The 26,287-nt window shown below is 59.6% G+C and carries 25 protein-coding genes and 1 tRNA gene; 10 read left to right on the top strand and 16 right to left on the bottom strand.

The genetic code is table 11. The annotated features are described in order from the left end of the window. Positions 1 to 112 precede the first annotated feature (112 nt). The 6 genes from ACWKWE_RS08705 to ACWKWE_RS08680 all read right to left on the bottom strand — a co-directional run bounded on the left by ACWKWE_RS08705 (position 113) and on the right by ACWKWE_RS08680 (position 5,645). Positions 113 to 1,291: an MFS transporter gene (locus ACWKWE_RS08705; RefSeq protein WP_483850282.1), complete on the bottom strand. Its 1,179-nt coding sequence runs from the start codon at positions 1,289 to 1,291 to the stop codon at positions 113 to 115. A gap of 199 nt (positions 1,292 to 1,490) precedes the next feature. After that, a tRNA-Gly gene (locus tag ACWKWE_RS08700) sits at positions 1,491 to 1,564 on the bottom strand. Positions 1,565 to 1,825: 261 nt separating this feature from the next. Then, the gene (locus tag ACWKWE_RS08695; protein ID WP_483850281.1) at positions 1,826 to 2,710 is read right to left on the bottom strand and encodes an alpha/beta fold hydrolase; all 885 of its coding nucleotides are present in this window, start codon (positions 2,708 to 2,710) and stop codon (positions 1,826 to 1,828) included. Between the two features lie 309 nt (positions 2,711 to 3,019). Then, the gene (locus ACWKWE_RS08690) at positions 3,020 to 3,712 is read right to left on the bottom strand and encodes a pseudouridine synthase (RefSeq protein ID WP_483850280.1); all 693 of its coding nucleotides are present in this window, start codon (positions 3,710 to 3,712) and stop codon (positions 3,020 to 3,022) included. A 239-nt stretch (positions 3,713 to 3,951) separates the two neighbouring features. Continuing rightward, the gene (locus ACWKWE_RS08685) at positions 3,952 to 4,167 is read right to left on the bottom strand and encodes a cysteine-rich CWC family protein (RefSeq protein WP_166596193.1); all 216 of its coding nucleotides are present in this window, start codon (positions 4,165 to 4,167) and stop codon (positions 3,952 to 3,954) included. Next, on the bottom strand, positions 4,164 to 5,645 hold the full coding sequence (locus ACWKWE_RS08680; protein WP_483850279.1) for a sensor domain-containing diguanylate cyclase: 1,482 nt from the start codon (positions 5,643 to 5,645) through the stop codon (positions 4,164 to 4,166). The genes ACWKWE_RS08685 and ACWKWE_RS08680 overlap by 4 nt, the downstream gene beginning before the upstream one ends. A 288-nt stretch (positions 5,646 to 5,933) precedes the next feature. Here ACWKWE_RS08680 and ACWKWE_RS08675 point away from each other — a divergent pair, with 288 nt between their 5' ends. After that, complete coding sequence (locus ACWKWE_RS08675) at positions 5,934 to 6,464, top strand: hypothetical protein (RefSeq protein ID WP_483850278.1); 531 nt, start codon at positions 5,934 to 5,936, stop codon at positions 6,462 to 6,464. An 89-nt stretch (positions 6,465 to 6,553) separates the two neighbouring features. On the opposite strand, the gene ACWKWE_RS08670 is transcribed toward ACWKWE_RS08675, so the two are convergent. Continuing rightward, positions 6,554 to 7,666 carry an enoyl-CoA hydratase/isomerase family protein gene (locus tag ACWKWE_RS08670; RefSeq protein ID WP_483850277.1) on the bottom strand — a complete coding sequence of 371 codons (1,113 nt, stop codon included), beginning with the start codon at positions 7,664 to 7,666 and terminating at the stop codon, positions 6,554 to 6,556. A gap of 169 nt (positions 7,667 to 7,835) precedes the next feature. Here ACWKWE_RS08670 and ung point away from each other — a divergent pair, with 169 nt between their 5' ends. Continuing rightward, complete coding sequence (ung, locus tag ACWKWE_RS08665; RefSeq protein WP_341962450.1) at positions 7,836 to 8,531, top strand: uracil-DNA glycosylase; 696 nt, start codon at positions 7,836 to 7,838, stop codon at positions 8,529 to 8,531. Positions 8,532 to 8,539: 8 nt separating this feature from the next. On the opposite strand, the gene ACWKWE_RS08660 is transcribed toward ung, so the two are convergent. The 6 genes from ACWKWE_RS08660 to ACWKWE_RS08635 all read right to left on the bottom strand — a co-directional run bounded on the left by ACWKWE_RS08660 (position 8,540) and on the right by ACWKWE_RS08635 (position 14,890). Further along, positions 8,540 to 9,406, bottom strand: coding sequence for a hypothetical protein (locus tag ACWKWE_RS08660; RefSeq protein WP_483850276.1), 867 nt, complete (start codon positions 9,404 to 9,406; stop codon positions 8,540 to 8,542). After that, positions 9,403 to 10,764: an AAA family ATPase gene (locus ACWKWE_RS08655; protein ID WP_483850275.1), complete on the bottom strand. Its 1,362-nt coding sequence runs from the start codon at positions 10,762 to 10,764 to the stop codon at positions 9,403 to 9,405. The genes ACWKWE_RS08660 and ACWKWE_RS08655 overlap by 4 nt, the downstream gene beginning before the upstream one ends. Before the next feature lie 59 nt (positions 10,765 to 10,823). Further along, a complete protein-coding gene (locus tag ACWKWE_RS08650) occupies positions 10,824 to 11,858 on the bottom strand; it encodes an AbrB family transcriptional regulator (RefSeq protein WP_483850274.1) in 1,035 nt (344 codons plus the stop codon). Further along, the gene (locus ACWKWE_RS08645) at positions 11,851 to 13,365 is read right to left on the bottom strand and encodes a tripartite tricarboxylate transporter permease (protein ID WP_483850273.1); all 1,515 of its coding nucleotides are present in this window, start codon (positions 13,363 to 13,365) and stop codon (positions 11,851 to 11,853) included. The genes ACWKWE_RS08650 and ACWKWE_RS08645 overlap by 8 nt, the downstream gene beginning before the upstream one ends. 1 nt (position 13,366) lies before the next feature. Continuing rightward, positions 13,367 to 13,825 (bottom strand): tripartite tricarboxylate transporter TctB family protein, encoded by a 459-nt coding sequence (locus ACWKWE_RS08640; protein ID WP_401148893.1) that lies wholly within the window; start codon positions 13,823 to 13,825, stop codon positions 13,367 to 13,369. Positions 13,826 to 13,903: 78 nt separating this feature from the next. After that, positions 13,904 to 14,890 carry a Bug family tripartite tricarboxylate transporter substrate binding protein gene (locus ACWKWE_RS08635; protein WP_483850473.1) on the bottom strand — a complete coding sequence of 329 codons (987 nt, stop codon included), beginning with the start codon at positions 14,888 to 14,890 and terminating at the stop codon, positions 13,904 to 13,906. A gap of 454 nt (positions 14,891 to 15,344) precedes the next feature. On the opposite strand from ACWKWE_RS08635, the gene ACWKWE_RS08630 reads away from it, so the two are divergent. Next, positions 15,345 to 16,016 (top strand): response regulator, encoded by a 672-nt coding sequence (locus ACWKWE_RS08630; protein WP_166596203.1) that lies wholly within the window; start codon positions 15,345 to 15,347, stop codon positions 16,014 to 16,016. Then, positions 16,009 to 17,424, top strand: coding sequence for a sensor histidine kinase (locus tag ACWKWE_RS08625; protein WP_483850272.1), 1,416 nt, complete (start codon positions 16,009 to 16,011; stop codon positions 17,422 to 17,424). The genes ACWKWE_RS08630 and ACWKWE_RS08625 overlap by 8 nt, the downstream gene beginning before the upstream one ends. Positions 17,425 to 17,501: 77 nt before the next feature. Here the strand turns inward: ACWKWE_RS08625 and ACWKWE_RS08620 are convergent, their stop codons facing one another. Beyond that, a complete protein-coding gene (locus ACWKWE_RS08620) occupies positions 17,502 to 18,323 on the bottom strand; it encodes an HDOD domain-containing protein (protein ID WP_483850271.1) in 822 nt (273 codons plus the stop codon). 71 nt (positions 18,324 to 18,394) lie between these two features. After that, positions 18,395 to 19,336 carry a CAF17-like 4Fe-4S cluster assembly/insertion protein YgfZ gene (gene ygfZ / locus ACWKWE_RS08615; RefSeq protein ID WP_483850270.1) on the bottom strand — a complete coding sequence of 314 codons (942 nt, stop codon included), beginning with the start codon at positions 19,334 to 19,336 and terminating at the stop codon, positions 18,395 to 18,397. A 143-nt stretch (positions 19,337 to 19,479) separates the two neighbouring features. Here ygfZ and ACWKWE_RS08610 point away from each other — a divergent pair, with 143 nt between their 5' ends. Continuing rightward, positions 19,480 to 19,734 (top strand): FAD assembly factor SdhE, encoded by a 255-nt coding sequence (locus ACWKWE_RS08610; RefSeq protein WP_110950141.1) that lies wholly within the window; start codon positions 19,480 to 19,482, stop codon positions 19,732 to 19,734. Next, positions 19,718 to 20,185, top strand: coding sequence for a protein YgfX (locus ACWKWE_RS08605; RefSeq protein ID WP_483850269.1), 468 nt, complete (start codon positions 19,718 to 19,720; stop codon positions 20,183 to 20,185). The genes ACWKWE_RS08610 and ACWKWE_RS08605 overlap by 17 nt, the downstream gene beginning before the upstream one ends. Here ACWKWE_RS08605 and nadB read toward each other — a convergent pair. Further along, the gene (gene nadB, locus ACWKWE_RS08600) at positions 20,154 to 21,770 is read right to left on the bottom strand and encodes an L-aspartate oxidase (RefSeq protein WP_483850268.1); all 1,617 of its coding nucleotides are present in this window, start codon (positions 21,768 to 21,770) and stop codon (positions 20,154 to 20,156) included. The genes ACWKWE_RS08605 and nadB overlap by 32 nt on opposite strands. Before the next feature lie 499 nt (positions 21,771 to 22,269). Here nadB and rpoE point away from each other — a divergent pair, with 499 nt between their 5' ends. The 4 genes from rpoE (at position 22,270) to ACWKWE_RS08580 (ending at position 26,228) form a co-directional block, all read left to right on the top strand. After that, positions 22,270 to 22,851 (top strand): RNA polymerase sigma factor RpoE/AlgU, encoded by a 582-nt coding sequence (rpoE, locus tag ACWKWE_RS08595; RefSeq protein ID WP_037014368.1) that lies wholly within the window; start codon positions 22,270 to 22,272, stop codon positions 22,849 to 22,851. A gap of 33 nt (positions 22,852 to 22,884) precedes the next feature. Next, the gene (locus ACWKWE_RS08590; protein WP_166596209.1) at positions 22,885 to 23,475 is read left to right on the top strand and encodes an anti sigma-E factor RseA C-terminal domain-containing protein; all 591 of its coding nucleotides are present in this window, start codon (positions 22,885 to 22,887) and stop codon (positions 23,473 to 23,475) included. An 8-nt stretch (positions 23,476 to 23,483) separates the two neighbouring features. Next, positions 23,484 to 24,476, top strand: a complete 993-nt coding sequence (locus ACWKWE_RS08585; protein WP_166596210.1) for a MucB/RseB C-terminal domain-containing protein — start codon at positions 23,484 to 23,486, stop codon at positions 24,474 to 24,476. Positions 24,477 to 24,791: 315 nt separating this feature from the next. Next, positions 24,792 to 26,228 (top strand): DegQ family serine endoprotease, encoded by a 1,437-nt coding sequence (locus ACWKWE_RS08580; protein ID WP_483850472.1) that lies wholly within the window; start codon positions 24,792 to 24,794, stop codon positions 26,226 to 26,228. Positions 26,229 to 26,287 lie beyond the last annotated feature (59 nt).

The following is a 26,287-nucleotide window of genomic DNA, read 5'->3' as shown; positions in this document are numbered from 1 at the left end:
GAGTTCAGATGAGCCCACCCTACGCGCGACGTCGATATCTGAAGAAGCGAAAATAATGGATCGCGGCTATCTCTCTAAGAGATATCAGCAAGTGCCGGGTACGGCCGTGTGCTCACACGCAACGTGGCTCCGCTCGTGTGGTCACAAGCGGCCGAACCAGGCTGATGAGTCCCAAACTGGCCATGGCTGCGCCGACCCAGAGGGGGGCCCGCAATCCAAACCCGGCATCAATGGCTGCGCCGCCCGCCCAACTGCCAAATGCCAGTCCAGCGGTGATCACCGAGGTGTGAAGGATGTTCACCAGCGCAGCGGGCTCTGCGGCATTCATCACGCGCGCCACCATGGCGGGGTTCAGCGCGACACCGGTCAGCCCGAGCGCAACGAAGCAGATCAGGTTCAGCCACTGGTGATCACCTGCGAGCGCGAAGCCCGTCAGGGTCAAGACCATCAGCCCAAGCCCCCAACCCGTGACCGGCAAAGTGTGCCGGTCCGCAAGACGGCCCACGATCATGTTGCCGATCAGGTTGGCGATGCCGTACAACGCCAGCAGAGGCGCCACAAAGCGCGGCGCGACCCCGACTTCCTGGATCAGGATGGGCGTGCAATAGCTGAACGCAGCGAACGTTGCACCGATGATCAGGCCGCTGGTGAGATAGGCCGCCCACAGATGGCTGTTCTTCAATTCAGCCCACTGCTGGCTTAGTGTGGGTTCACTGCCTTTGACACTGGAAGGCAAGCGATTGGCGGCGAGGGCCGTGCAGAGCAGCGCAAGGGCGACCACCAGCCATGAGCTCGCCCGCCAGCCGACATGCTGCTCGACCCACGTGGTCATCGGCACGCCGACGACGGGGGATAACATCAGCCCCGCCAGTACGACCGAGACCGCTTTGCCCCGTCGCTCGGGTGCCACCAGACCCGCGCAGACCGTCATGCACAGCCCGATGCAGACGGCGCTCGACACCCCCATTACCACTCGCGCGACGGCCAGCACGAAGTAGCTCGGTGCGGCCGCCGCGAGCGCGCCCGCTGCCACATAACAGGCCAGCAACGTGATCAACGCCCGTTTGTTGCCGATGTTTCGTGACAGCAGAATAACCGTTACAGGCGGGCCGCCCAACGCCATCCCCAAGGCATAGAACGCGATGAGGTTGCCAACTTGCGCGAGGCTCACCGAGAAGGCATCGGCGAGCGAGGGCATCATGCCTGCTACCATGAATTCGGCAGTGACGAGGGAAAAGATCGTGAGCCCTAACAGGTAGACGGTTGGAGGCAGTTTGGAGGGGCGGGACATTAGACTTCCATCGGCAGAATATGGCCGCTCACCCTAGGGAATAGAGCCTTCGCGGTCAAATACCCCTTGGGCATACGGTCATGCCAAACAGGGTCATTAGCGAGTAGTGGAGGCGTCGTTTCAGCCACCCGGACATTGAGCCAAGCAAGGCGAAGAGGGCTGGGAAAGTGTGAACGTGGGAAGAAGAGGCGCAAAAAAATGGAGCGGGTAGAGGGAATCGAACCCTCAACTAAAGCTTGGGAAGCTTTCGTTTTGCCACTAAACTATACCCGCTTTTTTAGTACGTCTTTTCGCTCACGGGAGGAGGCCACTGTGTCGAACCTTCATGTGGGCTTTCACGGGAGTCATGCCGTTTGACGACATCCGCTACCGACGCTTTCAGCGGCTGACTTTGTACCAGAAGCGGGCATTGAATTGAAGCGTTAAATGCCTTGTAGCGGAAATAGACGGGCATTGCGCAAAGGTTCGGGATTCATTCGCCAGTCGTGCAGAACGGTGAATGGCGAATGAATCCGATCCCGGAGACCTTCACGGTCAGATGGCAAATGCATGGTTCGACTGCACCTGTCGGTAACGTAGGAGGGCGGGTTCTGGGGCCGGAGTGAGAAAGCTCATCAGCGCGTTCTGGGATTCCAGGCATGCCGCTTTGTTTTCCATGTCCAGAAAATGCCCCGCGTTGTTGATCGTGGTGAAGTGGCAGTCGCGGATGTGGTTCGCGAACAGCCGGGCGTCAGGCGCTGCGGTGTATTCGTCCCACTCGCCGTTCATGAACAGCACCGGCACATTGATGCGCTTGGCGGCTTTGATCTGGCCGTGGGTGGTGGTGTCCAACACATGGTTGATGTGGTGGTGCATCTGCGCATACTCATGCAGGTCCAGCGAGCTGACGTGCCGATAGTTGAAGCGCTTGAACAGCGACGGCAGGTGCTTGCCGATGGTGCTGTTGATCAGCGTCCCGACTTCGTATCGGTCGAACGCGCCCAAATGCTGCTGACCCCGCGTGAGGTAGTCGTGCATGTGCTCGTTGATGACCGGCGAGAACGAGCTGATGACGGCCTTCTCGATACGCTTGGGCCGGTGCGCCAATGCCACCAAGGCCGCTGCGCCACCCCAAGAAAACGACATGACGTGTTCGGCATTGAAGTGGTCGATCAGCTCCAGCAGGATCTGGCCTTCGACTTCCTTGGTCAGCGGTTTTTCGTGCACGTTGTGAGGCTTGGATTTTCCCGCATAAGGTTGGTCGTAGAGCACGACGTTGAATTGCGGATGCAGATTGCGGACGGTTTGAGCGAAAGATGCTGTCGTGGCCAGTGAGCCGTTGACCATGACAATGGTCTTTTCGGCGGCATCTGCGCGATAGAACTCCGTGTAAACCCGAAACTGGCCCTGTATATCAAGCACAGCGATTTCTGGCCTCATATCCATGTCTCCTGACGTTAAAACAGGTGTGCGCGCAACCACGTTGCACGAGTTTCGTGACAGGTAGGCAATGCCTTGAAAGGGGGCCCATGTCAGTCCGGAACGGTCTGGCCGACAGGTGTTGTTATTGGCGGGCGGTTTGCCGACCCGGTGCCTGAGGCGCCTGGAGCCGACAAAAGGTTTCTTGGAATACGTGCGTGACTCTCCGGTCACATGCGGACCGACGGTTGGATTCAAGCAGCCGATCCCGCAACCCGCAAGTGCCGTTCGGGAATTGTCCTACACGATCTGCCGGGCGGTCGAAAGACGTCAGATGAGCTGAATCTCTTCAGCTGTCAGGGGGCGGTATTCGCCGGGTAGTAACAGGGGATCGAGCACGAGCGGCCCCATGCTCTCGCGATGCAAGCCCACGACCTTGTTGTCGAAAAAACCGAACATGCGCTTCACCTGATGGTAGCGGCCTTCCATGATGCTCAGTCGCGCGTGATGAGCGTCGAGGATGACCAGATCCGCTGGAAGGGTCGTCAGGTCTTCGAACGCGAAATAAAAGCCCTCGGTGAATTTCTCGACGTAATGCGCGCCGATCGCCTGTTCGGTTTCCACGTAATAGACCTTGGGCAGTTTGGTGGTGGGCTGGGTCAGGCGGCGTGACCATTGCCCGTCGTTGGTGATCAGCATGAGGCCCGAGGTATTGAAGTCCAGACGCCCGGCAATGTGCAGGTCATGCTTGTCGGGTTCATGCAGAAGGTCCAGAACGGTGGGGTGCTGCGGATCGGTCGTGGCGCTGACGCAGCCGGGCGGCTTGTGCAGCATGAAATAGCGCGCAGGTTTGCCGATTTGCAGGGTTTCGTCATCGACTTTTACCTCGCTGAATTCACGTACCTCATGCAACGGGTCTTTGGTGATCACCCCGTCGACCCTGACCCGACCCGCGAGCAGGGCCAGGCGCACGTCCTTGCGGCTAAAGCGGGGGAGGTTGCTGAGGAAGCGGTCGAGGCGCATGGCGAGTCAGTGTGCAGGAGAGGAGGGCATGTTATGTCAGTCGGGCCTGACGCTGAACCTGAGGCAACAAATTCATTCGCGAAGGGGCGGTACAGCCGACGCATCTGTGTCGCCTGATCCATCTTTCGCGAAAGAATTCGCTCCCACATTGAGGTCCGTATCAGACCGCAACTATCGCGGCGCCGTTGGACTCCTGTGGGAGCGAATTCATTCGCGAAGGGGTTATCAGGCGATCAGCGTTACGTGGTCATGACCTCTTCCACCAGCCCGGCGCAGCGCGGGCACAGGCAGGCCTTGTTCCTGATGTCGTCAGGCAACGCCGCCAGCACCGTAGGATCGATCGTTTCGGTGAAACACCAGCAGGCCAAACCCGCCGTCCGGGGGTCGGCCAGGGTGCAGCGGTTGCTCTGGCCGCACACTGGGCAGATGTCAGCGCCGTTCAACACAGGGTTCATGCCGGTTCGGCCTCTTCGGTACAGACCCGATTGCGTCCGCTCTGCTTGGCGCTGTAAAGCGCCTGGTCGGCACGGGCAATCAGGCTTTGCAGGGTGTCGTCGGGATGCAGCTCGGTCAGGCCCAAACTCACCGTGACTTGCAGGGCGGAACCTGTGAACACGTAGGTGTGCTGCTCCGCCAGCAAACGAATTTTCTCGGCGACGCGTTGGGCACCGCTGCTGCTGGTGTCCTTGAGCAGGATGATGAACTCCTCGCCACCCCATCGGCAAATGATGTCACTGTCTCGCAAGCAGCGCCTGACATCGTCGGCAAAGCCAGACAACACTTCGTCGCCTGCGAGATGGCCGTGGGTGTCGTTCAGCCGCTTGAAATGATCCAGGTCCAGCAGCATCGCTGACAGCGCCTTCTGATCGCGGCGGCATTCGGCAATGGCATTCATCGCGATCCGATCGAAGCCCCGGCGATTGGGCAGGCCTGTCAGGCTGTCGACCATGGCTTGCGTCTCGATGCGCATTTGAAAGCGTTGAACCACTCGGTTAAGCAGTACCAAGACCAGCAGCATCACGGCCAGACAGATCAGCAGATTGAGATAAAGGGATTGGCGGATGTCGGTCAAAGCGCCGTCTTCACGCTTGTCGACGAACAGGTACCAGTTCAGCTCCGGGATGTAACGCACGTTGAGAAAATGTGCGTCGCCCAGCGAGTCATATTGATAGCTGCCGCTCACCGGTTTGGGCATCTGATTCAGCAGGTCCTTGAGGTCTGGAAGGTCGCGCAGCACCTGACCAATCTTCGCACCCTGCGGCCCGCCCCCTGCCCCTGTCAGCACCAGTCGCCCGAACGCATCGACGAAATACACGCTGCGCTGGTAACGCTCCTGATAGCGATCCATCAGCTTGATCACGGCGTCCACCGTCAGACCGACCCCTGTGGCCCCGATGAAGTTATCGCTGTAATCGAACACCTTGTAATTGATGAAAAAGGTCAGGTTGTCCTTGTTCGCAAGGTCTGGATCGACGTTGATTTCGTACGGATCAGCCATGTCGCGCACCCGGTAATACCACGCATCGCGGGGCTCATCCGGGCGGATTTTTTTCAACACGCCTTTGGCCTGGTAATAAGTCAGGCTGTGATTTGAGACGAAAAACGAGGTGTAGGCGCCGTAGTGGTCCATCACCTCTTTCAGATAGCGGGTCATTTGCTGCGGGTCTTTTTCCCCAGCCACCACCCAGTCGCGCACAAACGTGTCGCGCGCCATCATCGACGAGATCAACACCGGGCGGACGAGGTCTTTCTGAATCTCGGAATAAACCGTGTCGGACGTCAGCGGCAGCTCGGTATTGACGATGCTGTCGCGGATGGCATTGCGCGAGGCGATATAGCTGAGCAGCGACGTCGCCAGAAAGCCGCTCCCCAGAAGAATCACCAACGTCAACAGCAGGGAGCGTTGTGAATGGAGCGTGGAACGAAGGGGCATGACCAATCCGATTGAATAAGGAATCCATTAAGCGAGACATGCTAGCCTGATGCCATGCCGTTGCGCCATGGGGCGTCGGCGGTTTGCGATTGGCGATTCACGGAACGCACTCGAAGGCCGTTTTTTCATTGGCTTCGTCACGCACCGTTGCAGGGCACCGTCTGGCAGTTGAAAAGAGGAACAGGGCACTCGATGGGGATATTGCAGTCTGATATTGCGTTCTCGGCAGTTTCGGGAACGCCGACCAGCGCCGCTGGTTTGAGCTCTATCGCGGTCCAGGAGGCCGCTATGTATCGACGAAGCTTGCTTACCGTGTTGATGACGTTGTCTCTCGCAGGTTGTTACGGAGGAGGCTATTACGAACAGGAAACCTACACGCAGCCCGTTTACAGCAGCGGATACGTGTATGACGGCTATCGGGCGGTAGGCCCGAGTGGCTACTCGGGAGGCTACGGCCCCTCTATCTATTACTCCCCGCGTTATTACTCGGCGCCTCGCTATTACGCGCCGCCACCGCGTTACTACGGCCCAGGTCCTGGTTATGGCGGGCGTCCCGGTTACGGCGGACGCCCGGGTTACGGCGGACGCCCGGGTTACGGCGGCGGGCATTGGAATGGTGGCGGCGGAGGCTACCATGGCGGTGGTTCAGGTTATCGCCCACCACCCCCACCTCCCGGCCCAAGACCTGGCGGAGGAGGCTGGCATGGCAACCCCGGCGGCGGCCCCGGCCCTGGCAGACCGGGCGGCGGTGGCAACTTCCATCGCGACGGCGGGTTTGGTCGGGGTGGACACGACAGCCAGAGCGGTGGCATCCGGTAGAAGCAGCCACGAGCCTTAAGCTTCAAGCACGGTCGAGGTGGCCGTGCTTTTTATTGCAGCTTGATCCTCACAGCTTGCCGCTGTTGCCTTCAGTAAGCTGACAAATCCGCCAGCGGATGCCGTCCTTCCCATGCCTTTTCGAAGTGCGCATCCACCACCGCCAGCGGAATGCTGGCGATGTCCTGCCAGTGCCAGTGGGGCGTGTGATCCTTGTCGATCAATCGCGCGCGCACGCCTTCGGCAAACTCGGGATGACGACAGCAATTGAGGCTCATGCTGTATTCCATCTGAAAGACTTCAGCCAGCGACATGTGCCGCGCACGCTGGATCTGTTCCCACACCAACAACGCCGTCATCGGACAGCCTTCGGTCAGCGTCTTCGCAGCCTTCGCCAGCAGCGCGTCCTGCGAATGCAATTGATGCTTGAGCGCATTCCACGCACAGATCGCGTCGCCTACATCCAGCCATTCGTCGATTTGCTGCCGACGGGGTAGCCATTGCGCGGGAGGCAATTGCTCTGTCGCCTCCTGCTGGAGCGCCTTGAACAAGCTGTTGAGCTGAACGGCGGTCTGTTCCTGCCAGTTCAGTTGCAACAGGCGATCAATCATTTCTTCCTGCTGATCGTCCAGCAGAAAACGGTCCGCAAGGTCCAGGTCCAGCGCGTCGCGGCCATTGATGTGCGACCCCGTCAGCCCCAGAAACAGCCCCAGTTTTCCGGGCAGCCGCGACAGAAACCAACTGGCGCCGACATCCGGGTACAGGCCAATGTTGATCTCCGGCATGGCGAGTCGACTGCTCGGCGTGACCACCCGGATGCTGGCGCCTTGCAGCAAACCCATGCCTCCGCCCAATACGTAACCGTGGCCCCAGCAGATCACCGGCTTCGGATACGTGTGCAGCGCGTAGTCCAGTCGGTATTCAGCGGCAAAGAATTGCGCTGCCAAGGGTGGGACTTTTCCCGGTTTGCCGTGAGCCGCCTCGACCAACGCCCGGACGTCACCGCCCGCACAAAAGGCTTTCGCGCCGTTGCCGCGCAGCAATACACAGACGACTTGCGGGTCGCTGGCCCAGACGTCGAGCCGATCTTGCAGTGCCAGAATCATTGGCAGCGACAGCGCATTCAGTGATTTTTCAGCGTCCAGCGTGGCAATGCCCAAACGGGCGCCGTCGGTTCCGGTCAGCTCTTCGAATTGCAGATTCATCGTGACCTCATGTTCGTGGGACAGGTGTCCATCAAGGCTGTGAGTCTCCCGGCTGACGGGAAGTTGCACAGGGTCGATGCAGTGGAGTGTAGGAAACCCCCGATGCGCTGCGCTGGAAATAATTGGCCACAGCCCCTAAAGTCCGCGCATTGATTTTCCGGATATGAACATGACTGACGACGATCGCATCAAGCTGGAGCCCAGTTGGAAACAGGCTCTGCGCGAAGAATTCGAAAAGCCCTACATGGGCGAACTGCGCGAGTTTCTGCGCCAGGAGCACGCGGCAGGTAAAGAGATTTATCCGCCAGGCCCGCTGATCTTCAATGCCCTGAATTCGACGCCGCTGGACACCGTGAAAGTGGTCATCCTCGGTCAAGACCCTTACCACGGGCCGAATCAGGCCCACGGTTTGTGCTTCTCGGTGCAACCGGGTGTGCCTGCGCCGCCGTCGCTGGTCAACATCTATAAAGAGCTGAAACGCGACCTGAACATCGATATCCCCAACCACGGCTACTTGCAGTCGTGGGCGGATCAAGGCGTGCTGATGCTCAACACCACCTTGACTGTCGAACGGGCCAACGCAGCATCACACGCGGGTAAAGGCTGGCAGCACTTCACTGACAAGATCATCGAAACCGTCAGCGCCCATCAGCCACATTTAGTGTTTCTGCTGTGGGGGTCTCACGCCCAGAGCAAGAAGAAGCTGATCGACGCGTCGAAGCACCTGATTCTGACCTCCGTCCACCCGTCGCCGCTGTCGGCCTACAAAGGCTTCCTCGGTTGCGGGCATTTCGGCATGGCCAACAAGTATCTGCAGCAGAATGGCCTCACACCCATTGAATGGCGATTACCCGCGGTTGTGTAAGGCCTTTGTCAGTCGTCGAGGTCTTCGAATAAGAGTTCTGCGATCCTTTGGGCCCTTGCAGGATCCGCCGACCACAGTGTACGGAAGGCTCTGGAACAGGCACTAAATGCGCTTTTCGGGCTGCACAGGGCCTCCGCGACTTTCATTTTTTTGCGTTGATAGGCGTCAGAACCGCTGGGGTCAAGTGCAAGACAGAGCCCGCGTAGGCAATCGGCGCGTCTGGACGTCAAATCCTGGCTGTTGAGCTGAAAGAACTCAATGTTGGTTATCGCGCGCTCATAGGCGGGGCCTTGTGGGTGCGCCGGTATGGCGAGTACCCCGTCGAAGGTGATGATGTCCTCGGGATCATCGGGGTCTACCGACGATATCGGGTAAAGCAGCAGCGCAGCCTCACCCTGCATGGTTTGGGGTGACTGGCTGTTGAAGTCACGGGGGCCACGAACCGGAAAGTAGTTGGCCTTCAGCGTCGAATTGCAGCGGGTACAGGCGATCGCGTAATTCAGGTGATGGTAGGCGAGGCGGAAATACCCTATGGCACTGGCCGCTCCGGTTGGCCAGTCATGTGTAAAGTCTTTCCAGCGGGCAATCGCTCGGTTTGGCCATGCCTTGACGCTCGACTTGGGGCGATAATGCTCGACTTCATGCACCTTGCTCGCCAGTGCAGAGCCTTGAAGCCTGGTTTCGCAGTACGCACATTTTTCATGTTGCAACTCGATGTAGACCTGCTTGATCGTGCCCCAGAAGTCATTGCCGTCCAGGTACTGACCCGCGTCGACAAATGCTTGAGTCCGTTCCGCCGCCGCGCCCATCCATTTGGGGGAGAGCAGGTTGATGCGTGCTATCAGTTCCTGTTCGGAGATGGGGTAGCGGATCACTCTTTGGATTCCGTCGCTTTTTTGAGCGCGCGGTTGATGGCCGCAGCAGGCAACCCACTGGTTTTTGAGGCTGAACGGGTATCTCCTCGTTGCGCGGCGATCCCGCGGGACATCACTTTCAGATAATTGAGCGCCGCGTCCGGGTCTCCTGCCTCCGCGCGTCTGGCCAACTCACTGAGGGTTTCGGCGGCCAGGGCTGAGCGCGTGGTGTCCAGCCCGAAATAAGGGGAAAGCAAGATCTGATCAGAGTTTTTGCCCTGAACGATTTCCGGCAGGCGTTTGATCACGCTCGCCGCTTCCTCTTGATCGTATTCCAGTACATAAAGATTGTTCGACGACAGCGACCCCACGACCAGCGGGCTGTGGGTCGTCAGAATGAACTGGATGTTGGGCAGCGCTGCGGCAAGCGTAGGCACCACCGTGCGTTGCCACTCGGGGTGCAAATGCAGGTCGATTTCATCGACCATTACCACCCCTCGTGTCTGATTCAACCGTTCACCGGACCTGACGCCCTGGCAGATGTGAAACAGCATGTCGCCGATCCAGCCTATGTACCCACGGAATCCGTCCGACAGCGCACGGAACGGCAGGGCGATGCCGTTCATTTCAAACAAATGCTCAAACCCGTCTCGGGTCCGCGATGCCGCAGGCTGAATCTGGCAATGGTCGGGCAACAGCTTGTTGATCAGGGTGATCACTTGCTTGTAACGCCCTTTGTTCTGCTCGGCAAAAGCAGGCAGCCAATAGGAAAGCGGCATCAGCGACATGTGCTCTTCGAACAAGCCCGCGACCCGTTCATAACGCCGCAGCCTAGACTTCATCCGCGCACTGCCATCGACTTGAGACGAGGCTTCAACCCGGCGCGTGGCGCCATAGCCCACGACGAAAAATGCTGGGCTAGCCTCATCAAATTGAAGGTTCTCGGCTGATTCCGCCGTGGAATTGGGAGAGACCGACCAGTCGAGCTTTTCGGTAGAGCTCAGCGTGCGAATGTGTGTCGTCATCGAAAAATGGCTGGGCATTGGCCAGTCGCCCGCGTTCGACAGTTCGCTCTCGGTCGAACGGACGGTTGCCGTTAGCTCTGCCGGTTCCGGACGGTCCAGATTGACCTTGCCAGCCTTACTGGCAGGTGGACGCCGTACGAGGCCTTCAGAAACGAAACCAGAGGAGCCGCTGAGCAAAGGCCCCAGCGTTGCCAGTGCTACCGCTCGCAAGACGCTGGTCTTGCCCAGTCCGTTGTCGCCCAGCAACACGTTCATATTTGGAAACTGCACGCCCTTCGTCTCAGGCAGATTGAATTCGATCTCGGCTTCTTTGAACGAGCGAAGGTTCTCTATCTGGAGTTTTTGAATGTGCATGGGTCACCTCTGGCGAAGGTCCGGATGTTAACAAACTCTGTCCCAGTGGGCATGTGAGGCTACGGGGCAGCCTGCCGATTCCAATATCGATACAACGGCTCCGCCAGAAACAGCACAAACAACAATCGCATCACCTGCATCGCCGTCACCAGCGGCACCGACAGTTGCAGCACTTCGGCTGTCAGGCTCATTTCCGCAATCCCGCCGGGCATCATGCCCAAGGTCAGCGAACGCAGATCAAGGTGCGTCGCGGCACTCAGTATCCATGCGCACAGTGCCGCAATGCTCATGGTCAGCGCCGTGCCGATCAGGGTGCGTCCCATGAAGGAGGGCGCACGACGGAAGAAGGCCCGGTTGAAATGGCAACCCAGGCCGCTGCCGATCAGCCATTGGCCGACCTGACTGCCACCATTGGGCAACCCGATGTGCAAGTCGAAACTGACGCTGATAATCGCACTCACCAGCAACGGGCCGAATAGCCACGGGTTGGGCTGCTTCAAGCGTTGCCAGCCCCACGCGACCAATGCGCCGAGCGGAAACAGCAGCGCCAGCCAGGTCCAGTCCACCACCGTTGCGTGCGCGGGCGGTCCGCCGTTACCCATCAGGTATTTGAAGATCGCCGGTACGCACAGCACGACCGCCAGGACCCGCAGGCTCTGCCCCGCCGCGACGTTGCTGAGGGTTGCGCCATTGCGCGCGCCGAGGTTGACCATCTCGCCCGACCCCCCCGGCATGCTGGAAAAGAACGCTGTGGCGCGGTCTTCGCCGGTGCGCAACATCAGCCACACGCCGACCACGCTGGAAACGCTGGTCACCAGTGCGCCGATGAAGATCAGGCCGAAATGCGAGAGGACTTGTTCGATGACGACAGGAGTGAAGTGAAGGCCGATGCCGATGCCGACCACCCATTGGCCGCATTTTCGGCCGCCGGGGATTTCAGCCAGCTGCCACGGGGTGAGGCAGCGGACCAGGATGATCGCCAACAATGAGCCGACCATCCAGGGCAACGGCCAGCCGACCTGACTGGCGAGGTAGCCCCCCAGCAGGCCGACCAGCGGCGTACCCCACCACGTTTTGAACGGCCGGTCAGACATCGGCCAGTGCGCGACGCTGAACGCTGCGCTTGCGCCAGATGCGGATCAGCGGCAGCACCAGCATGAAGGCGGTCACGACCCACACGCCGAGGGTGATCGGGCTGGACCACAGAATCTCCAGCGAGCCGTTGGAGATCGACAGCGCACGACGCAGGTTCTGCTCCATCAAACCGCCGAGAATGAAGCCCAGCAGAATCGGCGACAGCGGAAAGTCCAGCTTGCGCAGGATGTAACCGAAGATGCCGATGCCGACCATCAGGAACAGGTCGAACGTGGTGGCGTGAACGGCGTAGACACCGATCCCGGTGATGATCGCGATGACCGGCACCAGCGCCCAGTTCGGCACGGCCAGGATGCGGGTGAGGATGCGGATCATCGGGATGTTAAGGATCACCAGCATGATGTTGGCGATGAACAACGACGCGATCAGGCCCCAGACGATGTCCGGTTGCTGTTGGAACAGCAGCGGGCCCGGCGTGATGTTGTACAGCGACAGCGCGCCGATCATCACGGCGGTGGTGCCCGAACCTGGAACGCCCAGGGTCAGCATCGGCACCAACGCGCCGCAGGCAGTTGCGCCGATGGCAGTTTCAGGGGCTGCCAGACCGCGCATGTCGCCTTGTCCGAATTTTCCGCTCGCGCCTGCGATGCGTTTCTCGGTCATGTAGGTCACGGCGCTGGCCAGCGTCGCACCGGCACCCGGCAACACGCCCATGATGAAGCCCATCAGGCCGCAGCGGATGTTGACGGTGAACACCGACGCCGCTTCCTTGAAGTTGAACATCATGCGCCCGGTGGCTTTCACCGCTTCCTGGCCGCGATGGGTTTTCTCCAGCAACAGCAGGATTTCGCTGATCGAGAACAGGCCCAGCACCAGCACGACGAACTGAATGCCGTCAGCCAGGTGGATGTTGTCGCCGGTAAAACGGTAAACACCGCTGTTAGCGTCGATGCCGATGCTCGACAGAAACAGGCCGATCAGCGCGGCGACGAAGGTCTTCAGCGGTCGATCACCGGCCATGCCGCCGAGGCAGACGATGGCGAAGACCATCAGCACGAAATATTCCGCAGGCCCAAAGGCAATCGCCCATTTCGCCAGCAGCGGGGCGAACATCACCATGCCGCAGGTGGCAATGAAGGCGCCAATGAACGAGCTCCACGCCGACAGCGACAACGCCACGCCGGCCAGGCCCTGACGCGCCATCGGGTAGCCGTCCAGCGCGGTCATCACGGTAGACGCTTCACCAGGGATGTTCAGCAAAATCGAGCTGATCCGCCCGCCGTATTCGCAGCCCAGATAAACCGCTGCTAGCAGGATCAATGCCGACTCAGGCGGCAGGCCGAGGGCGAACGCGATGGGAATCAACAGCGCCACGCCGTTGATCGGGCCAAGGCCCGGCAGCAGGCCAACGATGGTGCCGATCAGGGTGCCGGAAAGGGCGGTGACCAGGTTGTACGGGGTCAATGCGACGCCGAAGCCCTGGCCGAGGTAACCGAGAGTGTCCATATCAGTTCTCCAGAACGTCGAGCAGGCCGAGGGGCAGAGGCACATCCATCACTTTGTCGAAGAGCACGTACAGCAGAATGCTCATCAACGTGGTGATGACGATGCTCGGCAGCCAGCGACCGCCGTACAGCCGGGCCATGGGGATGCCAATCAGGATGCTGCTGAGCACGAAACCCAGCGGCTCGAACAGACCGGCGAACACCAGCAACAGCACCGTGCAGATCGAAATCTTGATCAGGGTCGGGCGATCCAGCGGTGGCTCATCTTCTGAGTGCTTGATCGGGGTTGGGCGAATCAACATGTACAGCAGCGAGAGGCCCATCAGCCCTAACATGAGCAGCGGAAACGCTCGCGGGCCAACGGGCTCGTAGGAAAACGGGGCCTGATAAGGCCAGGCCATCAGCGCCAGGCCAATACAGGCCAACAGCAGCACGAAGGCAAACAGTCGTTGCAAGACCATAGGAAGCTCCTGGTCGCGCCACCGCGCAGGCGGCGCGACACGTAGTCAGTCAATGGAGAACCAGTCGTGGGGGTTCAATCACTGAATCAGGCCGAATTCCTTGGCCAGCATTTTGTAGTCGGCGACCTGCTTCTTCACGTAGGTGTCCAGCTCGGGGCCGGTCATGGCGAAGGGGAACAGTTCACGCTGATCGCGCAGCTTGGCGAAATCTTCGGAAGCCAGCAGCTTGTCGAAGGAAGCTTTCCACCAGTTGTATTCCTCGTCGGTCACTTTCGGCCCGAGGTAGAAGCCGCGCACCACGGGCCAGACGATGTCGTAGCCTTGCTCTTTGGCGGTCGGGATGTTCTTCATCTCCGGCTCGTCCAGGCGCTGCTCGGAGAACACCGCCAGCAGGCGCATGTCGCCGCTGAGGATGTGCGGCATGGAGTCGGAAATGTCGGTGGAGCCGACCTGGATGTGGCCGCCGAGCAGGGCCGTGGCGATTTCACCGCCGCCTTCCAGGGCCACGTAGCGCAGGTCACGCGGGTTGATACCTGCGGCCTTGGCGATCAGCGCAGTTTGCATCCAGTCCTGGCTGCCGACGGTGCCGCCAGAGCCGATCACCACTTTGCTCGGGTCGGCTTTCAGCGCTTTGACCAGATCGTCGAGGCTCTTGTAAGGCGAATCAGCTTTCACGGCGATGGCGCCGTAGCTGGTGCCGACGGCCGCGAGCCAGCGCACGGCGTTTTCATCGAAACGACCAAACTTGCCTTGCGCCAGGTTCAGCAATGAGCCGCTGGACCACGCCACCAGCGTGCCCGCGTCGGCGGGGCGCTGAGCGACTACCGCGTTATACGCCACTGCGCCCACGCCGCCCGGCATGTAGGTCACGCGCATCGGTTTGCTCAGCAGCTTCTCGTTGACCAGCGCGCTTTGCGCCAGTTTGCAGGTCAGGTCAAAGCCGCCGCCGGGCGAAGCCGGGGCGATGCATTCAGGGCGGTTAGGCTCGGCAGCCCACAATTGAGTGGCCACCAGCATGCAGCTGGCGGCGACGCTGATACGGCGCAGTGAAAGGTTCATGGTCAGTCTCCGGCGGAGTTGTTGTTTTTGGGTATGAGTCGATCAGGCAATCGTTTCGCAGCGTGACGAGCCTGCGAACAGCAAAAACGGGGACGTGACGATGCACAGCGCCAAGCGGCGAAGTGTACTCAAAACAGGACGGGGTTCAGGCGGCGCAATGGCCGGGATGTGCAGTGATGGCATCACCGATGACTCCGATATTGTTTTTATTGTTGAAAACGCATCGAGGCGTTTTTCGTCACGACCCAGCGTTACGAAGGCAGCGCGAGGTGCAATCGTAACGAGGCGTGAGCGAATCCTAATCAGCGAAGCTTTCAGCAACCTTTCAACTACCTTTCATGAAACTTTCGATGATTGTGTTTCCATTTTCATCGGTGGATTTTCAGACATTTCGCATCTCCACACCGGGTGCTGCGCCTGTAAACTCCGCCACCATTCAACGCCCCAAGGGAAGACATCCATGCGTGTCCTGCTTGTCGAAGACCATTTGCAACTGGCTGAAAGCGTCGCGCTGGCGCTCAAGGGCAGCGGGCTCACCGTGGACGTATTGCATGACGGCGTGGCCGCTGACCTGGCGCTGAGCAGCGAGGAATACGCCGTGGCGATTCTCGACGTCGGCCTGCCGCGCATGGACGGTTTCGAGGTGTTGGCCAAACTTCGCGCGCGGGGCAAAAACACCCCGGTGCTGATGCTCACCGCCCGCAGCGACGTCAAGGATCGCGTGCACGGTCTGAACCTGGGGGCCGACGATTACCTCGCTAAACCTTTCGAATTGTCTGAGCTCGAAGCGCGGGTAAAAGCCCTGCTGCGGCGCAGCGTCCTGGGCGGCGAACGTCAGCAGCGTTGCGGGGTACTGGTCTACGATCTCGACACGCGGCGTTTCACTCTGGGTAACGACGCCATGACCCTGACTTCCCGCGAGCAATCAGTGCTCGAAGCGCTGATCGCCCGACCCGGCCGGGTCATGAGCAAAGAGCAACTCGCCGCGCAGGTTTTCGGACTGGACGAAGAAGCGAGCGCCGACGCCATCGAGATTTACGTTCACCGCCTGCGCAAGAAGCTCGACGGACACCCCATCGCCATCGTGACGTTCCGTGGCTTGGGCTACCTGCTGGAAAGCCGCGATGCTTAACCCGTTTCCTTCAGCGGAAAACAGCCTGCGCTGGCGCCTGCTGTGGAACCTGGGTTTGCTGCTGGTGGTGCTAATGATCGCCAGTGGCATGAGCGCTTACTGGAACGGGCGCGAAGCGGCTGACACGGCCTACGACCGGACGTTGCTGGCCTCGGCGCGGACCATCGCGGCGGGGTTGTCCGAGCGCGACGGCTCCCTCAGTGCCGACGTGCCGTACGTTGCCCTCGACACCTTCGCCTATGACAGTGCGGGACGCATTTACTATCAGGTCAACGACATCAACCAAAAGCTGATTTCCGGCTACGAAAACCTGCCTGCACCGCCCCCCGGCACGCCGCGTACCGACGATTATCCCGCTCTCGCCAAGTTCTACAGCGCGCGTTATCAGGGGCAAGATGTGCGCGTGGTGAGCCTCCTCAAGGCGGTCAGTGAGCCGAACATGAACGGCATTGCCGAAATCCGCGTAGCCGAAACCGAAGAGCAGCGGGTCAACATGGCCCGAGGCTTGATGGCCGACACCTTGCTGCGTCTCGGCATGCTTGGTAGCGGCGCGCTGCTGCTGGTGTGGTTTACCGTCAGCGCGGCGTTACGCCCGCTGGACCGGCTGCGCACGGCCGTGGAAGAGCGTCAGCCCGACGACTTGCGTTCCTTGCCAATGGTGCAGGTGCAGCATGAACTGCGCCCGTTGGTGAGTTCGCTCAATCACTTCACCGAGCGCTTGCGCATGCAGTTCGAGCGTCAGGCGCAGTTCATCGCCGATGCCGCGCATGAGTTGCGAACCCCGCTGGCCGCGCTCAAGGCCCGGGTTGAGTTGGGGCTACGAGATCAGGAACCTGCTGCCTGGCGCAGCACACTGGAAAGCGCCGCGTCCGGCACTGACAAGCTGACCCATCTGGCGAATCAATTGTTATCGCTGGCGCGGATCGAAAACGGTGCCCGGGCCATTGCAGAAGGTGGAGCGCAGTTGCTCGACCTCAGCCAATTGGCTCGGGAGCTGGGCATGGCGATGGCACCGCTGGCACACAAGCGAGGTGTTGCGCTGGCGCTGGAAGCCGACGAGCCGGTGTGGATGAAAGGTGAGCCCACGTTGCTTAACGAGCTGTTGAGCAACCTGGTCGATAACGCGCTCGCGCATACGCCGCCGGGAGGCAATGTGGTGCTTCGCGTGCATTCGCGGTGCGTGCTGGAGGTCGAAGACGATGGCCCCGGCATACCGCTGCACGAGCGTGACCGGGTATTCGAGCGCTTTTATCGGCGCAATCAGCAAAGCGCGGGATCAGGCTTGGGGTTGGCGATTGTCGGCGAGATCTGTCGAGCGCACCTGGCGCAGATCACGTTGCATGACGGGGCAGAGCGGGGCTTGAAAGTGCGAGTGACGTTCGCGACGTCAGAGCTTGAAACACGCTGAAGGTCTGAATCGATACGGCTCTGTGGGGGCGAATAAATTCGCTCCCACAAGTCTTTATCCCGCAGGTCGATCAGCGGCTAGTAAAGCAGCGTCATGGCGTCGTTCATTTGCCCGATCAACCCGCCATCGGCCATGTTCAGCCCCAGCTGTTTGACGGCTGGCATGTTTTGCACATCCAGATTGGGGTAGGGACGGCTGGTGGCTTCATGCACGTGCACGGTCGCGACCTGGACCAAATCCACGTAATCGGCCTGTTCTGACATCCGGCCGAAATTCTGGAACTGTCGCGGCACGATGGCCAACGCCTCTGGAAAGTCCCATGACCGCAGCAGTCGCTCGCCAATGATCGGGTGAATGCGTTCAATCACATGATTGAGGCTCACGGCGTCGGCCAGCAGCTCGAAGTTGTCTTCGGCATAAGTCAGGATCGGCAATACGCCGATGAGGTGAATCAAGCCGGCAAGGGTGGCCTTGTCAGCCTTCAAATGACCTCGCTGATGGCTCAAGAGGTTGCTGACCCCGGCAACTTGCAGGCTCAGTTTCCAGATGTCACGCATTTTGGTTTCAACCACTTCGGACTTGGCGTGAAACATCTGCTCCACCACAAGGCCGATCGCCAGGTTGCAACTGTAGTTGACCCCCAGCCGGCGAACCGCGGTCAGCACGTCGCTGACCTCGAAGCTCGGGCGCAGCAATGGACTGTTGACGACCTTGATCAGGCGAGCGGAAAGGGCGGTATCGCTACCGATGACCTTGCTCAAGGCAATGATGCTGATTTCCGAATCTTCGGCAGCCAGACGAATCTTCAGCGCAACTTCAGGAAGCGTCGGCAGAAACAGGGCGTCCTTGTCGATCGCCCGGATCAGGTCCCTCTGCACCTCGTCAGCCATACTACTCATATTGGATCTCTGGATAAGGCATTCCGGTCAGCACCCCGTAAACACGACGGCAAGGGGCAGACAACGACGGCTCAACGCTGTGTCTCCAGTTTGGCATCCAAAGTGTACGGGAGTTCGCCGAGTTGCAACGCAATACCGTCCGCTGTGCCAAGACGGATATTGCCGTCTTCCACGGCGTCCGCCTGCAAGACGGCCAGCAGCTCGATGCCCGAGGCTGATCGGGCCGCCATGACCACGTTACCGACTGCGCTGGCGTGAACCGGAGAAAACAGCGCAACGCCTGGCTCAGGCACTTCGCTGCCCTCAAGCGACAGGTGATATTGGCGTCGCTTGAGTTTGCCCAGGTACTGCATCCGCGCCACGATTTCCTGGCCGGTGTAGCAACCTTTCTTGAAGCTGACGCCACCCACGGCCTGCAGGTTGATCATCTGCGGGATGAATTCTTCTCGAGTCTGCGCGAACACTTGCCCGATACCGGCGCGAATCTGACCCAGCAGCCAGTCATTGAGCGAACCTTCGGACAGTTGTTCTGCCAGACGACCGCGTACATCCGACGCCTGATCAGCACGAACCCAGAGTTCGGCGCGGGCGGGGGAGACGCGAATAGCGATCAGGTCATTGGCGCGCGCCACCGAATCGGTCGTCTCAGGCAAATCCAGGCCCAGGCTGACCAGCGTGTTGTCGGCATGGCTCAGGCCGAAACGAACCCAGGCGGCGCTTTCGTCATTTAACTTGGATTTGGAGAAAACGGCGTATTTTCTCAGGTCGAGCAGCTGCGGCTCGATCAGCTCGCTGGCCATGGCCAGCAGCACGCCATCACCCTCCAACAGAATGCGGAAGCTGGACTGCATACGCCCTTTTTGCGTGCAGCGGGCACCCAGCGTGGCAGTCGCCTCGCTCTGATAGTCCATGTTGCAGGTCAATTGGCCCTGCAGGAATTTGCTGGCGTCCACGCCGCGAACGGCCAGTACACCTTCGTGGGAGAGTGGGCAGAAAAAAGCTGAATCGGCCATGGTTCATCGCAGGGGTAAAAGTCTGGGGCACCATCATAGTGCCCTGTCTCGTTTATGGGTATATGCAATGCATTGCGACTAAACGCGGGTTCGCCGCTCGCGGGCTCCCCTGTATACTCGCCGCCAAATTCGAGGAGCGCCCCATGGTCGAAGAAATTGAACTCAACCGCCTCTTTTGGCACAGCCGCCGCGGCATGCTCGAGCTGGATGTGCTGCTGGTTCCGTTTGTCAGAGAAGTCTATCCATCGCTCAACGACGTTGACCGTGCTCTCTATGTCCGGTTGCTGACGTGCGAGGACCAGGACATGTTCGTCTGGTTCATGCAGCGCGGGGAATCGGAAGATCCGGAGTTGCAGCGCATGGTTCGCATGATTCTGGACCGTGTCCAGCCGAAGTGATTGTTTCGAATGCCGTTGGCAACGCTCTCGGGCCTTGCTGACGGCATACCTCGGCGCTCAGGCGCTCGCATTGATCTGCCTCTTTCTCCTGAGTCTTCCCGTTTGGGCCATTTCGCTCGGCGTATTGCTGTGCGTGATTCATGGCTTTCATTGCGTGCCCACGTCGATTCTGTTGAGCGGTGCCCGAGCGTTCACCGGGCTGCGTCGGGACGATACCGGGTGGCATTTATGGAACGAACGGGCAGGGTGGCAGCCAGTTCAGTTGCGTCCGGACAGTCTCGCGTTACCTCACATAATCGTGCTGAGGTTTCGCCTGCCGGGTGGTGGTTGGCTGAGTCGTTTGTGGGTCAAGAGCCTGTGCATTCCCAGCGACAGTCTGGCGCCGGACACCCACCGACGCCTTCGTTTGCGCTTGAAATTCAGTCGGCGAAGGTGGGCGGCACCAGAATAGTGTCCACGGCCTCGGGCAGCATGTCCGGGTAATCCAGCGTGTAATGCAGCCCGCGGCTTTCCTTGCGCGCCATGGCCGAGGCAATCATCAGTTCGGCGACTTGAGCCAGGTTGCGAAGCTCGATCAGGTCTCGACTGACTTTGTAATTGCTGTAGAACTCGTCGATTTCGTCCAACAGCAACCGCACCCGGTGCTGGGCGCGCTGTAAGCGCTTGTTGGTGCGCACGATACCGACGTAGTCCCACATGAAGCGGCGCAGCTCATCCCAGTTGTGGGCGATGATCACGTCCTCGTCCGAGTCCGTCACCTGACTCGCGTCCCAGAACGGCAAGTCCGCTGGCTGCTTGATAGCCCCGAGCTGCGTGATGATGTCGTTCGCCGCCGAGCGGGCGTAGACGAAGCATTCCAGCAGCGAATTGCTGGCCATTCGGTTGGCGCCGTGCAGACCGGTGAAGCTGGTTTCGCCGATGGCATATAAACCCGGCACGTCGGTGCGGCCGTGCTGGTCAACCACGACGCCGCCGCAGGTGTAATGCGCGGCCGGCACCACCGGAATGGGTTCGCGGGTGATGTCGATACCGAATTCCAGACACCGTTCATAAACAGTCGGGAAGTGAGATTTAATGAAATCTTCGGGCTTGTGGCTGATGTCGAGATAAACGCAGTCTACCCCCAGACGTTTCATTTCATGGTCAATCGCCCGTGCGACGATGTCCCGTGGGGCCAGCTCGGCGCGCTCGTCGAACCGCTGCATGAAGCGTTCGCCATTCGGCAACTTTAAATACGCCCCTTCGCCACGCAGGGCCTCGGTTACCAGAAAACTCTTGGCCTGCGGGTGATAAAGGCAGGTCGGGTGAAACTGATTGAATTCCAGATTGCCAACCCGGCAACCCGAACGCCACGCCATGGCGATGCCGTCACCGCAGGCGCCGTCAGGGTTGCTGGTGTAGAGATAAACCTTAGCCGCACCGCCTGATGCCAGAATCGTGAAGCGCGCGCTGTGCGTATCGACTTCGCCAGTGGCGCGATCCAGCACGTAGGCGCCCAGGCAGCGCTCGCCATCCAGCCCCAATCGACGCTCGGTGATCAGATCGACGGCGACCCGCTGTTCCAGCAATTCAATGTTCGGGCGCGCCTGTGCTTGTGCCAGGAGGGTACGAAAAATAGCGGCGCCGGTCGCGTCAGCGGCGTGAATGATCCGGCGATGGCTGTGGCCGCCTTCCCGGGTCAGGTGAAATTCGAAACCGCCATCCACGACGGCCGACTGATCGTCGCGGGTGAAGGGTACGCCCATGTCGATCAGCCATTGAATGGCCTCACGGCTGTGTTCAACGGTGAATCGCACCGCTTCCTCATTGCACAGGCCGCCCCCGGCATTAAGAGTGTCTTCAACGTGGGATTGAACGGTGTCTGTGTTGTCCAGCACCGCCGCCACGCCGCCTTGCGCCCAGAAGGTCGAGCCATTGGCCAGATTGCCTTTGCTCAAGACCGCGATGCGCAAATGATTGGGCAGGGTCAGCGCCAGGCTCAATCCGGCGGCACCGCTGCCGATCACCAAAACGTCGTGCTGAAAGTGTCGGCTCATTTCTTCTTATCTCGGCTTCTATATGGCCACTAGTATGTAAGGAGTGGTAACGGCACAATGGCTGGGATTTTATGGCAATTGTGAATCACAGCGGGGGCGGATTGTGCGCTACTCCGCAGCATCGTGCATACCGTTTGGAGGGCGAATTCGATGTCAGCGTTGCGTTCGAATTGGATCCTACAAACCCGCGGTGCGTGTCTTACAGCCCTCAACGAAATATGGGAACTTTTCATGAAGCCCCACGTTCAATAGAGGGTTGCCGATAAAGGGACAGCGTCGGCGTAGCGCAAAGAGGGTTCATCCCTCCGCGCAAGCGCTTTCGACGACAAGATTATTCACGCAGCCGACCTGGTTCGAGCTGCGTTTTTCGTGCGGGCTACCGACGCTCGCCGGAAACTTGCTTGAAGGGGGGAGAACTTTTGCGAAAAGCCCGAGTCTATGTTTGCAAGCCTGTGAAGCAGCCTCTGCGACACTCCTTTGAGCTCTATGAGGAGTGTTCATGCTAACCCAGGAAGAGGATCAGCAACTGGTCGAACGCGTACAGCGCGGCGACAAGCGAGCCTTTGATCTGCTAGTGGTGAAATATCAGCACAAGATTCTTGGGTTGATCGTGAGGTTCGTTCACGACACCCACGAAGCCCAGGATGTCGCGCAAGAGGCTTTTATCAAGGCTTACCGTGCGCTTGGGAACTTCCGCGGCGACAGTGCGTTTTATACGTGGCTGTACCGCATCGCCATTAACACGGCGAAGAATTATCTGGTGTCGCGAGGTCGGCGACCGCCGGACAGCGATGTCAGATCTGAAGACGCGGAGTTCTACGACGGCGATCATGGCCTCAAGGACATCGAGTCGCCGGAACGTGCATTGTTAAGGGATGAGATCGAAGGCACCGTCCATCGGACCATCCAGCTACTGCCAGAAGATTTGCGTACAGCTCTAACTTTGCGTGAGTTTGACGGTCTGAGTTACGAAGACATTGCGAGCGTGATGCAATGTCCGGTTGGTACCGTGCGCTCTCGCATTTTCCGCGCTCGGGAAGCCATTGATAAAGCCCTGCAGCCTTTGTTGCAGGAAACCTGAGACAGCGGCGATAGCCATATGAGAGGAACCGCCATGAGTCGTGAAGCCCTGCAGGAATCGCTGTCCGCGGTGATGGATAACGAAGCGGACGAATTGGAATTACGTCGGGTGCTCAACGCAATCGATGATGCGGATACACGTGCCACATGGTCGCGTTATCAAATTGCTCGTGCAGCAATGCATAAAGAACTGCTGATGCCTCATCTGGACATCTCGGCTGCTGTTTCCGCCGCGATTGCCGATGAAGTCAGCCCGCTGAAGGCCGGACGTGGTCCTTGGCGTACGCTTGGACGCCTGGCGGTAGCCGCTTCGGTCACTGTCGCCGTGCTGGCTGGCGTGCGTCTTTACAACCAAGACGAGATCGCTGGTGCACAACTGGCGCAGCAATCGGCACAGCCGACCAACATCGCAATGCCTCAAGTAAAAGGCCCTGCGGTGCTGGCGGGTTACACCGAAAGCGAGCAAGCCCCGGGCCCGATGGCCAGCGGAGTGTTGCAGAATCAGGCGGGCTGGCACGATCAGCGCCTGCCTGGGTATCTGCGTCAACATGCTCAGCAAGCTGCGTTGAAAGGCACTGAAAGCGCACTGCCATACGCACGCGCCGCCAGCCTGGAAAACCGTTAAGGAGGATCATGCGCGCCATCCCTCTAGTGCCGCTTCTGCTTGGTGGATGGCTGGTCCTTCCCGTTCATGCCGATGATGCGCAAGACCAGCTCAAGCGTCTTGCGCAGGCAGAACAGCAGCAAAGCTTTCAAGGCACCTTCGTTTACGAACGCAATGGAAGTTTCTCCACTCACCGGATTTGGCATCGCGTTGCCGATGGCAAGGTCAGTGAGCATTTGCTTCAGCTCGATGGTTCCGCTCAAGAGGTGCTGCGCGTTGATGGGGTAACCCAATGCGTCAGCGGTACCCTTGAAGCGGGTGTGTCGAACCTCCCGGATTCTCCTGCTCACGCCTTCGATGCTGCGAAGCTGTCGGCGTGGTATGACATGAAAGTGGCTGGAAGCTCCCGTGTCGCGGGACGTCCAGCTACAGTCGTCACGTTGACGCCCCGCGATCAGCATCGCTATGGCATCGAGCTTCATCTGGATAACCAGACCGGATTGCCTCTCAAATCGCTGTTGTTGAGCGACAAAGGGCAGTTGCTGGAGCGTTTCCAGTTTACCGAGCTCAATTCGGCAGACCCGTTGACCGACCAGATGCTTCAACCTAGCGCTGATTGCAAAGCCGTTACGGTGGCGAAGACCAAACCGGAGCCGCAAAAGCAGCAAGTCGCATGGCATTCCGACTGGTTGCCGCCCGGCTTTGAGCTCAGCAACGCCGCTGCGCGTAAAGATCCGGACTCCAAGACGCTGGTCACCAGTCTCATGTATGACGACGGCCTGGCCCGCTTCTCTGTATTCATCGAGCCCGTGAGTGGCGCGGCGGTGACTGACATTCGCACCCAATTAGGCCCGACTGTCGCTGTCTCCCGTCGCTTGACCACCCCCAAGGGTGACGCAATGGTGACTGTAGTGGGCGAAATCCCGATCGGTACGGCCGAGCGTATTGCCCTGTCGATGCGCAATGATGCTGCCACCTCCTCTGCTGGCAGCAAGGCGTCCGGGGCGACCAGCAAGAACTGACCCCAACCGGTGTATGCCCTGCATGAAAAAGGTTTCATGCAGGGCGTTATCATCCGCCAGCCACGCAAACGCGGGCTTTGATCGAGACGCTGAAATGTTTGGTCAGCTTTGCAGGTTGCAATCCCACTCTTTTTTTTCTATAGGTCACAGCCTCTTGGCTCTGGCCTTTTGTTGTTTCAGCTTTCAGAAAGCTGAAAGAGCGTAAAACTGGCTGAGAGTGATGCTCTGAGCAACACTGCCAGATGCAGATGCTCCTCGAACCTGTTGGGTTCGTACCGCTTAACCATGCTCGTTGTGAACGGGAGCCGTATGTCGATACCACGCTTGAAAACTTATCTGTCCTGGATGGCCGCCGTGCTGATGCTCGGTCAGGTCCTCACTGCGCAGGCCGAAGCCCTGCCGGACTTTACATCTTTGGTGGAGCAGGCTTCGCCTGCCGTCGTCAACATCAGTACCCGCCAGAAACTGCCGGACCGCTCCGTGGCCAAGGGTCAGATGCCTGATCTGGAAGGCCTGCCGCCGATGCTCCGTGAATTCCTGGAGCGCAGCATGCCGCCGGGATCGCGTCCGCCAGGATCAGGCTCGGGCAAAGGCGATCGTCAACGTGAAGCGCAGTCCCTGGGTTCGGGCTTCATCATCTCCGCTGACGGCTTCATCCTGACCAACAACCACGTGATCGACGGTGCCGACGAAATTCTGGTGCGCCTCTCTGATCGCAGCGAAATGAAGGCCAAGCTGATCGGCACTGACCCACGTACCGACGTGGCCGTCCTGAAAATCGACGGCAAAGACTTGCCGACCGTCAAGCTCGGTAACTCGGACAAGCTGAAAGTGGGCGAGTGGGTGCTGGCCATTGGCTCGCCGTTCGGTTTCGACCACTCGGTCACCAAAGGCATTGTCAGCGCCAAGGGCCGCAGCCTGCCGAACGACACCTATGTGCCGTTCATTCAGACGGACGTAGCGATCAACCCCGGCAACTCGGGTGGCCCGCTGTTCAACATGGCCGGTGAGGTCGTGGGGATCAACTCGCAGATTTTCACCCGTTCCGGCGGCTTCATGGGCCTGTCCTTCGCGATCCCGATCGACGTGGCCATGGACGTTGCCAACCAGCTCAAGGCTAACGGCAAGGTAAATCGCGGCTGGCTGGGCGTTGTGATTCAGGAGGTGAACAAGGACCTGGCCGAGTCGTTCGGTCTGGACAAGCCGGCCGGTGCCCTGGTCGCGCAGGTGCTGGATGACGGTCCTGCCGCCAAGGCCGGTCTGCAGGTCGGTGACGTGATTCTCAGCGCCAACGGTACGCCTATCATCATGTCCGCAGACTTGCCACACCTGATCGGCAACCTGAAAGACGGCAGCAAAGCCGAACTGGAAGTGATCCGCGACGGCAAGCGTCAGAAACTGACCGTGACCGTTGGCGCGCTGCCAGCAGAAGGCGAGGAGATGGGCGCTTCCGAGTCAAGTGTCGAACGCAACAGCAACCGTCTGGGCGTTTCGGTCATTGACCTGACCGCCGAGCAGCTGAAGTCAATGGACCTGAAAGGCGGCGTTGCCATTAAGGATGTTCAGGATGGTCCTGCTTCGCTCATCGGCCTGCAGACGGGCGACGTGATCACTCACCTGAATAATCAGGCCATCACCTCGGCCAAGCAGTTCACCGAGGTGGCCAAGGACCTGCCGAAGAATCGTTCGGTGTCGATGCGGGTGCTGCGTCAGGGCCGTGCGACGTTCATCACATTCAAACTGGCGGAATAATCAGCCAGGCAGGGAAAAGGAGCGGCCTGGCCGCTCCTTTTTTGTATCCCGCTGTCGGC

Source organism: Pseudomonas salicis (assembly GCF_057128705.1).
The sequence above is the reverse complement of the archived record's forward strand: the minus strand, read 5'-3'. Positions and strand labels throughout refer to the sequence as shown.

Coding starts and splice junctions, on each gene's coding strand:
- ACWKWE_RS08640 (WP_401148893.1), bottom strand. CDS start 13,825: ATGGTCTTGCAACGACTGTTTGCCTTCGTGCTGCTGTTGGCCTGTATT.
- ACWKWE_RS08705 (WP_483850282.1), bottom strand. CDS start 1,291: ATGTCCCGCCCCTCCAAACTGCCTCCAACCGTCTACCTGTTAGGGCTC.
- ung (WP_341962450.1), top strand. CDS start 7,836: ATGACTGACGACGATCGCATCAAGCTGGAGCCCAGTTGGAAACAGGCT.
- ACWKWE_RS08645 (WP_483850273.1), bottom strand. CDS start 13,365: ATGGACACTCTCGGTTACCTCGGCCAGGGCTTCGGCGTCGCATTGACC.
- ACWKWE_RS08585 (WP_166596210.1), top strand. CDS start 23,484: ATGCGCGCCATCCCTCTAGTGCCGCTTCTGCTTGGTGGATGGCTGGTC.
- rpoE (WP_037014368.1), top strand. CDS start 22,270: ATGCTAACCCAGGAAGAGGATCAGCAACTGGTCGAACGCGTACAGCGC.
- ACWKWE_RS08655 (WP_483850275.1), bottom strand. CDS start 10,764: ATGCACATTCAAAAACTCCAGATAGAGAACCTTCGCTCGTTCAAAGAA.
- ACWKWE_RS08685 (WP_166596193.1), bottom strand. CDS start 4,167: ATGAACCCTGTGTTGAACGGCGCTGACATCTGCCCAGTGTGCGGCCAG.
- ACWKWE_RS08650 (WP_483850274.1), bottom strand. CDS start 11,858: ATGTCTGACCGGCCGTTCAAAACGTGGTGGGGTACGCCGCTGGTCGGC.
- ACWKWE_RS08680 (WP_483850279.1), bottom strand. CDS start 5,645: ATGCCCCTTCGTTCCACGCTCCATTCACAACGCTCCCTGCTGTTGACG.
- ACWKWE_RS08670 (WP_483850277.1), bottom strand. CDS start 7,666: ATGAATCTGCAATTCGAAGAGCTGACCGGAACCGACGGCGCCCGTTTG.
- ACWKWE_RS08625 (WP_483850272.1), top strand. CDS start 16,009: ATGCTTAACCCGTTTCCTTCAGCGGAAAACAGCCTGCGCTGGCGCCTG.
- ACWKWE_RS08675 (WP_483850278.1), top strand. CDS start 5,934: ATGTATCGACGAAGCTTGCTTACCGTGTTGATGACGTTGTCTCTCGCA.
- ACWKWE_RS08630 (WP_166596203.1), top strand. CDS start 15,345: ATGCGTGTCCTGCTTGTCGAAGACCATTTGCAACTGGCTGAAAGCGTC.
- ACWKWE_RS08610 (WP_110950141.1), top strand. CDS start 19,480: ATGGTCGAAGAAATTGAACTCAACCGCCTCTTTTGGCACAGCCGCCGC.
- ACWKWE_RS08620 (WP_483850271.1), bottom strand. CDS start 18,323: ATGAGTAGTATGGCTGACGAGGTGCAGAGGGACCTGATCCGGGCGATC.
- ACWKWE_RS08590 (WP_166596209.1), top strand. CDS start 22,885: ATGAGTCGTGAAGCCCTGCAGGAATCGCTGTCCGCGGTGATGGATAAC.
- nadB (WP_483850268.1), bottom strand. CDS start 21,770: ATGAGCCGACACTTTCAGCACGACGTTTTGGTGATCGGCAGCGGTGCC.
- ygfZ (WP_483850270.1), bottom strand. CDS start 19,336: ATGGCCGATTCAGCTTTTTTCTGCCCACTCTCCCACGAAGGTGTACTG.
- ACWKWE_RS08695 (WP_483850281.1), bottom strand. CDS start 2,710: ATGAGGCCAGAAATCGCTGTGCTTGATATACAGGGCCAGTTTCGGGTT.
- ACWKWE_RS08690 (WP_483850280.1), bottom strand. CDS start 3,712: ATGCGCCTCGACCGCTTCCTCAGCAACCTCCCCCGCTTTAGCCGCAAG.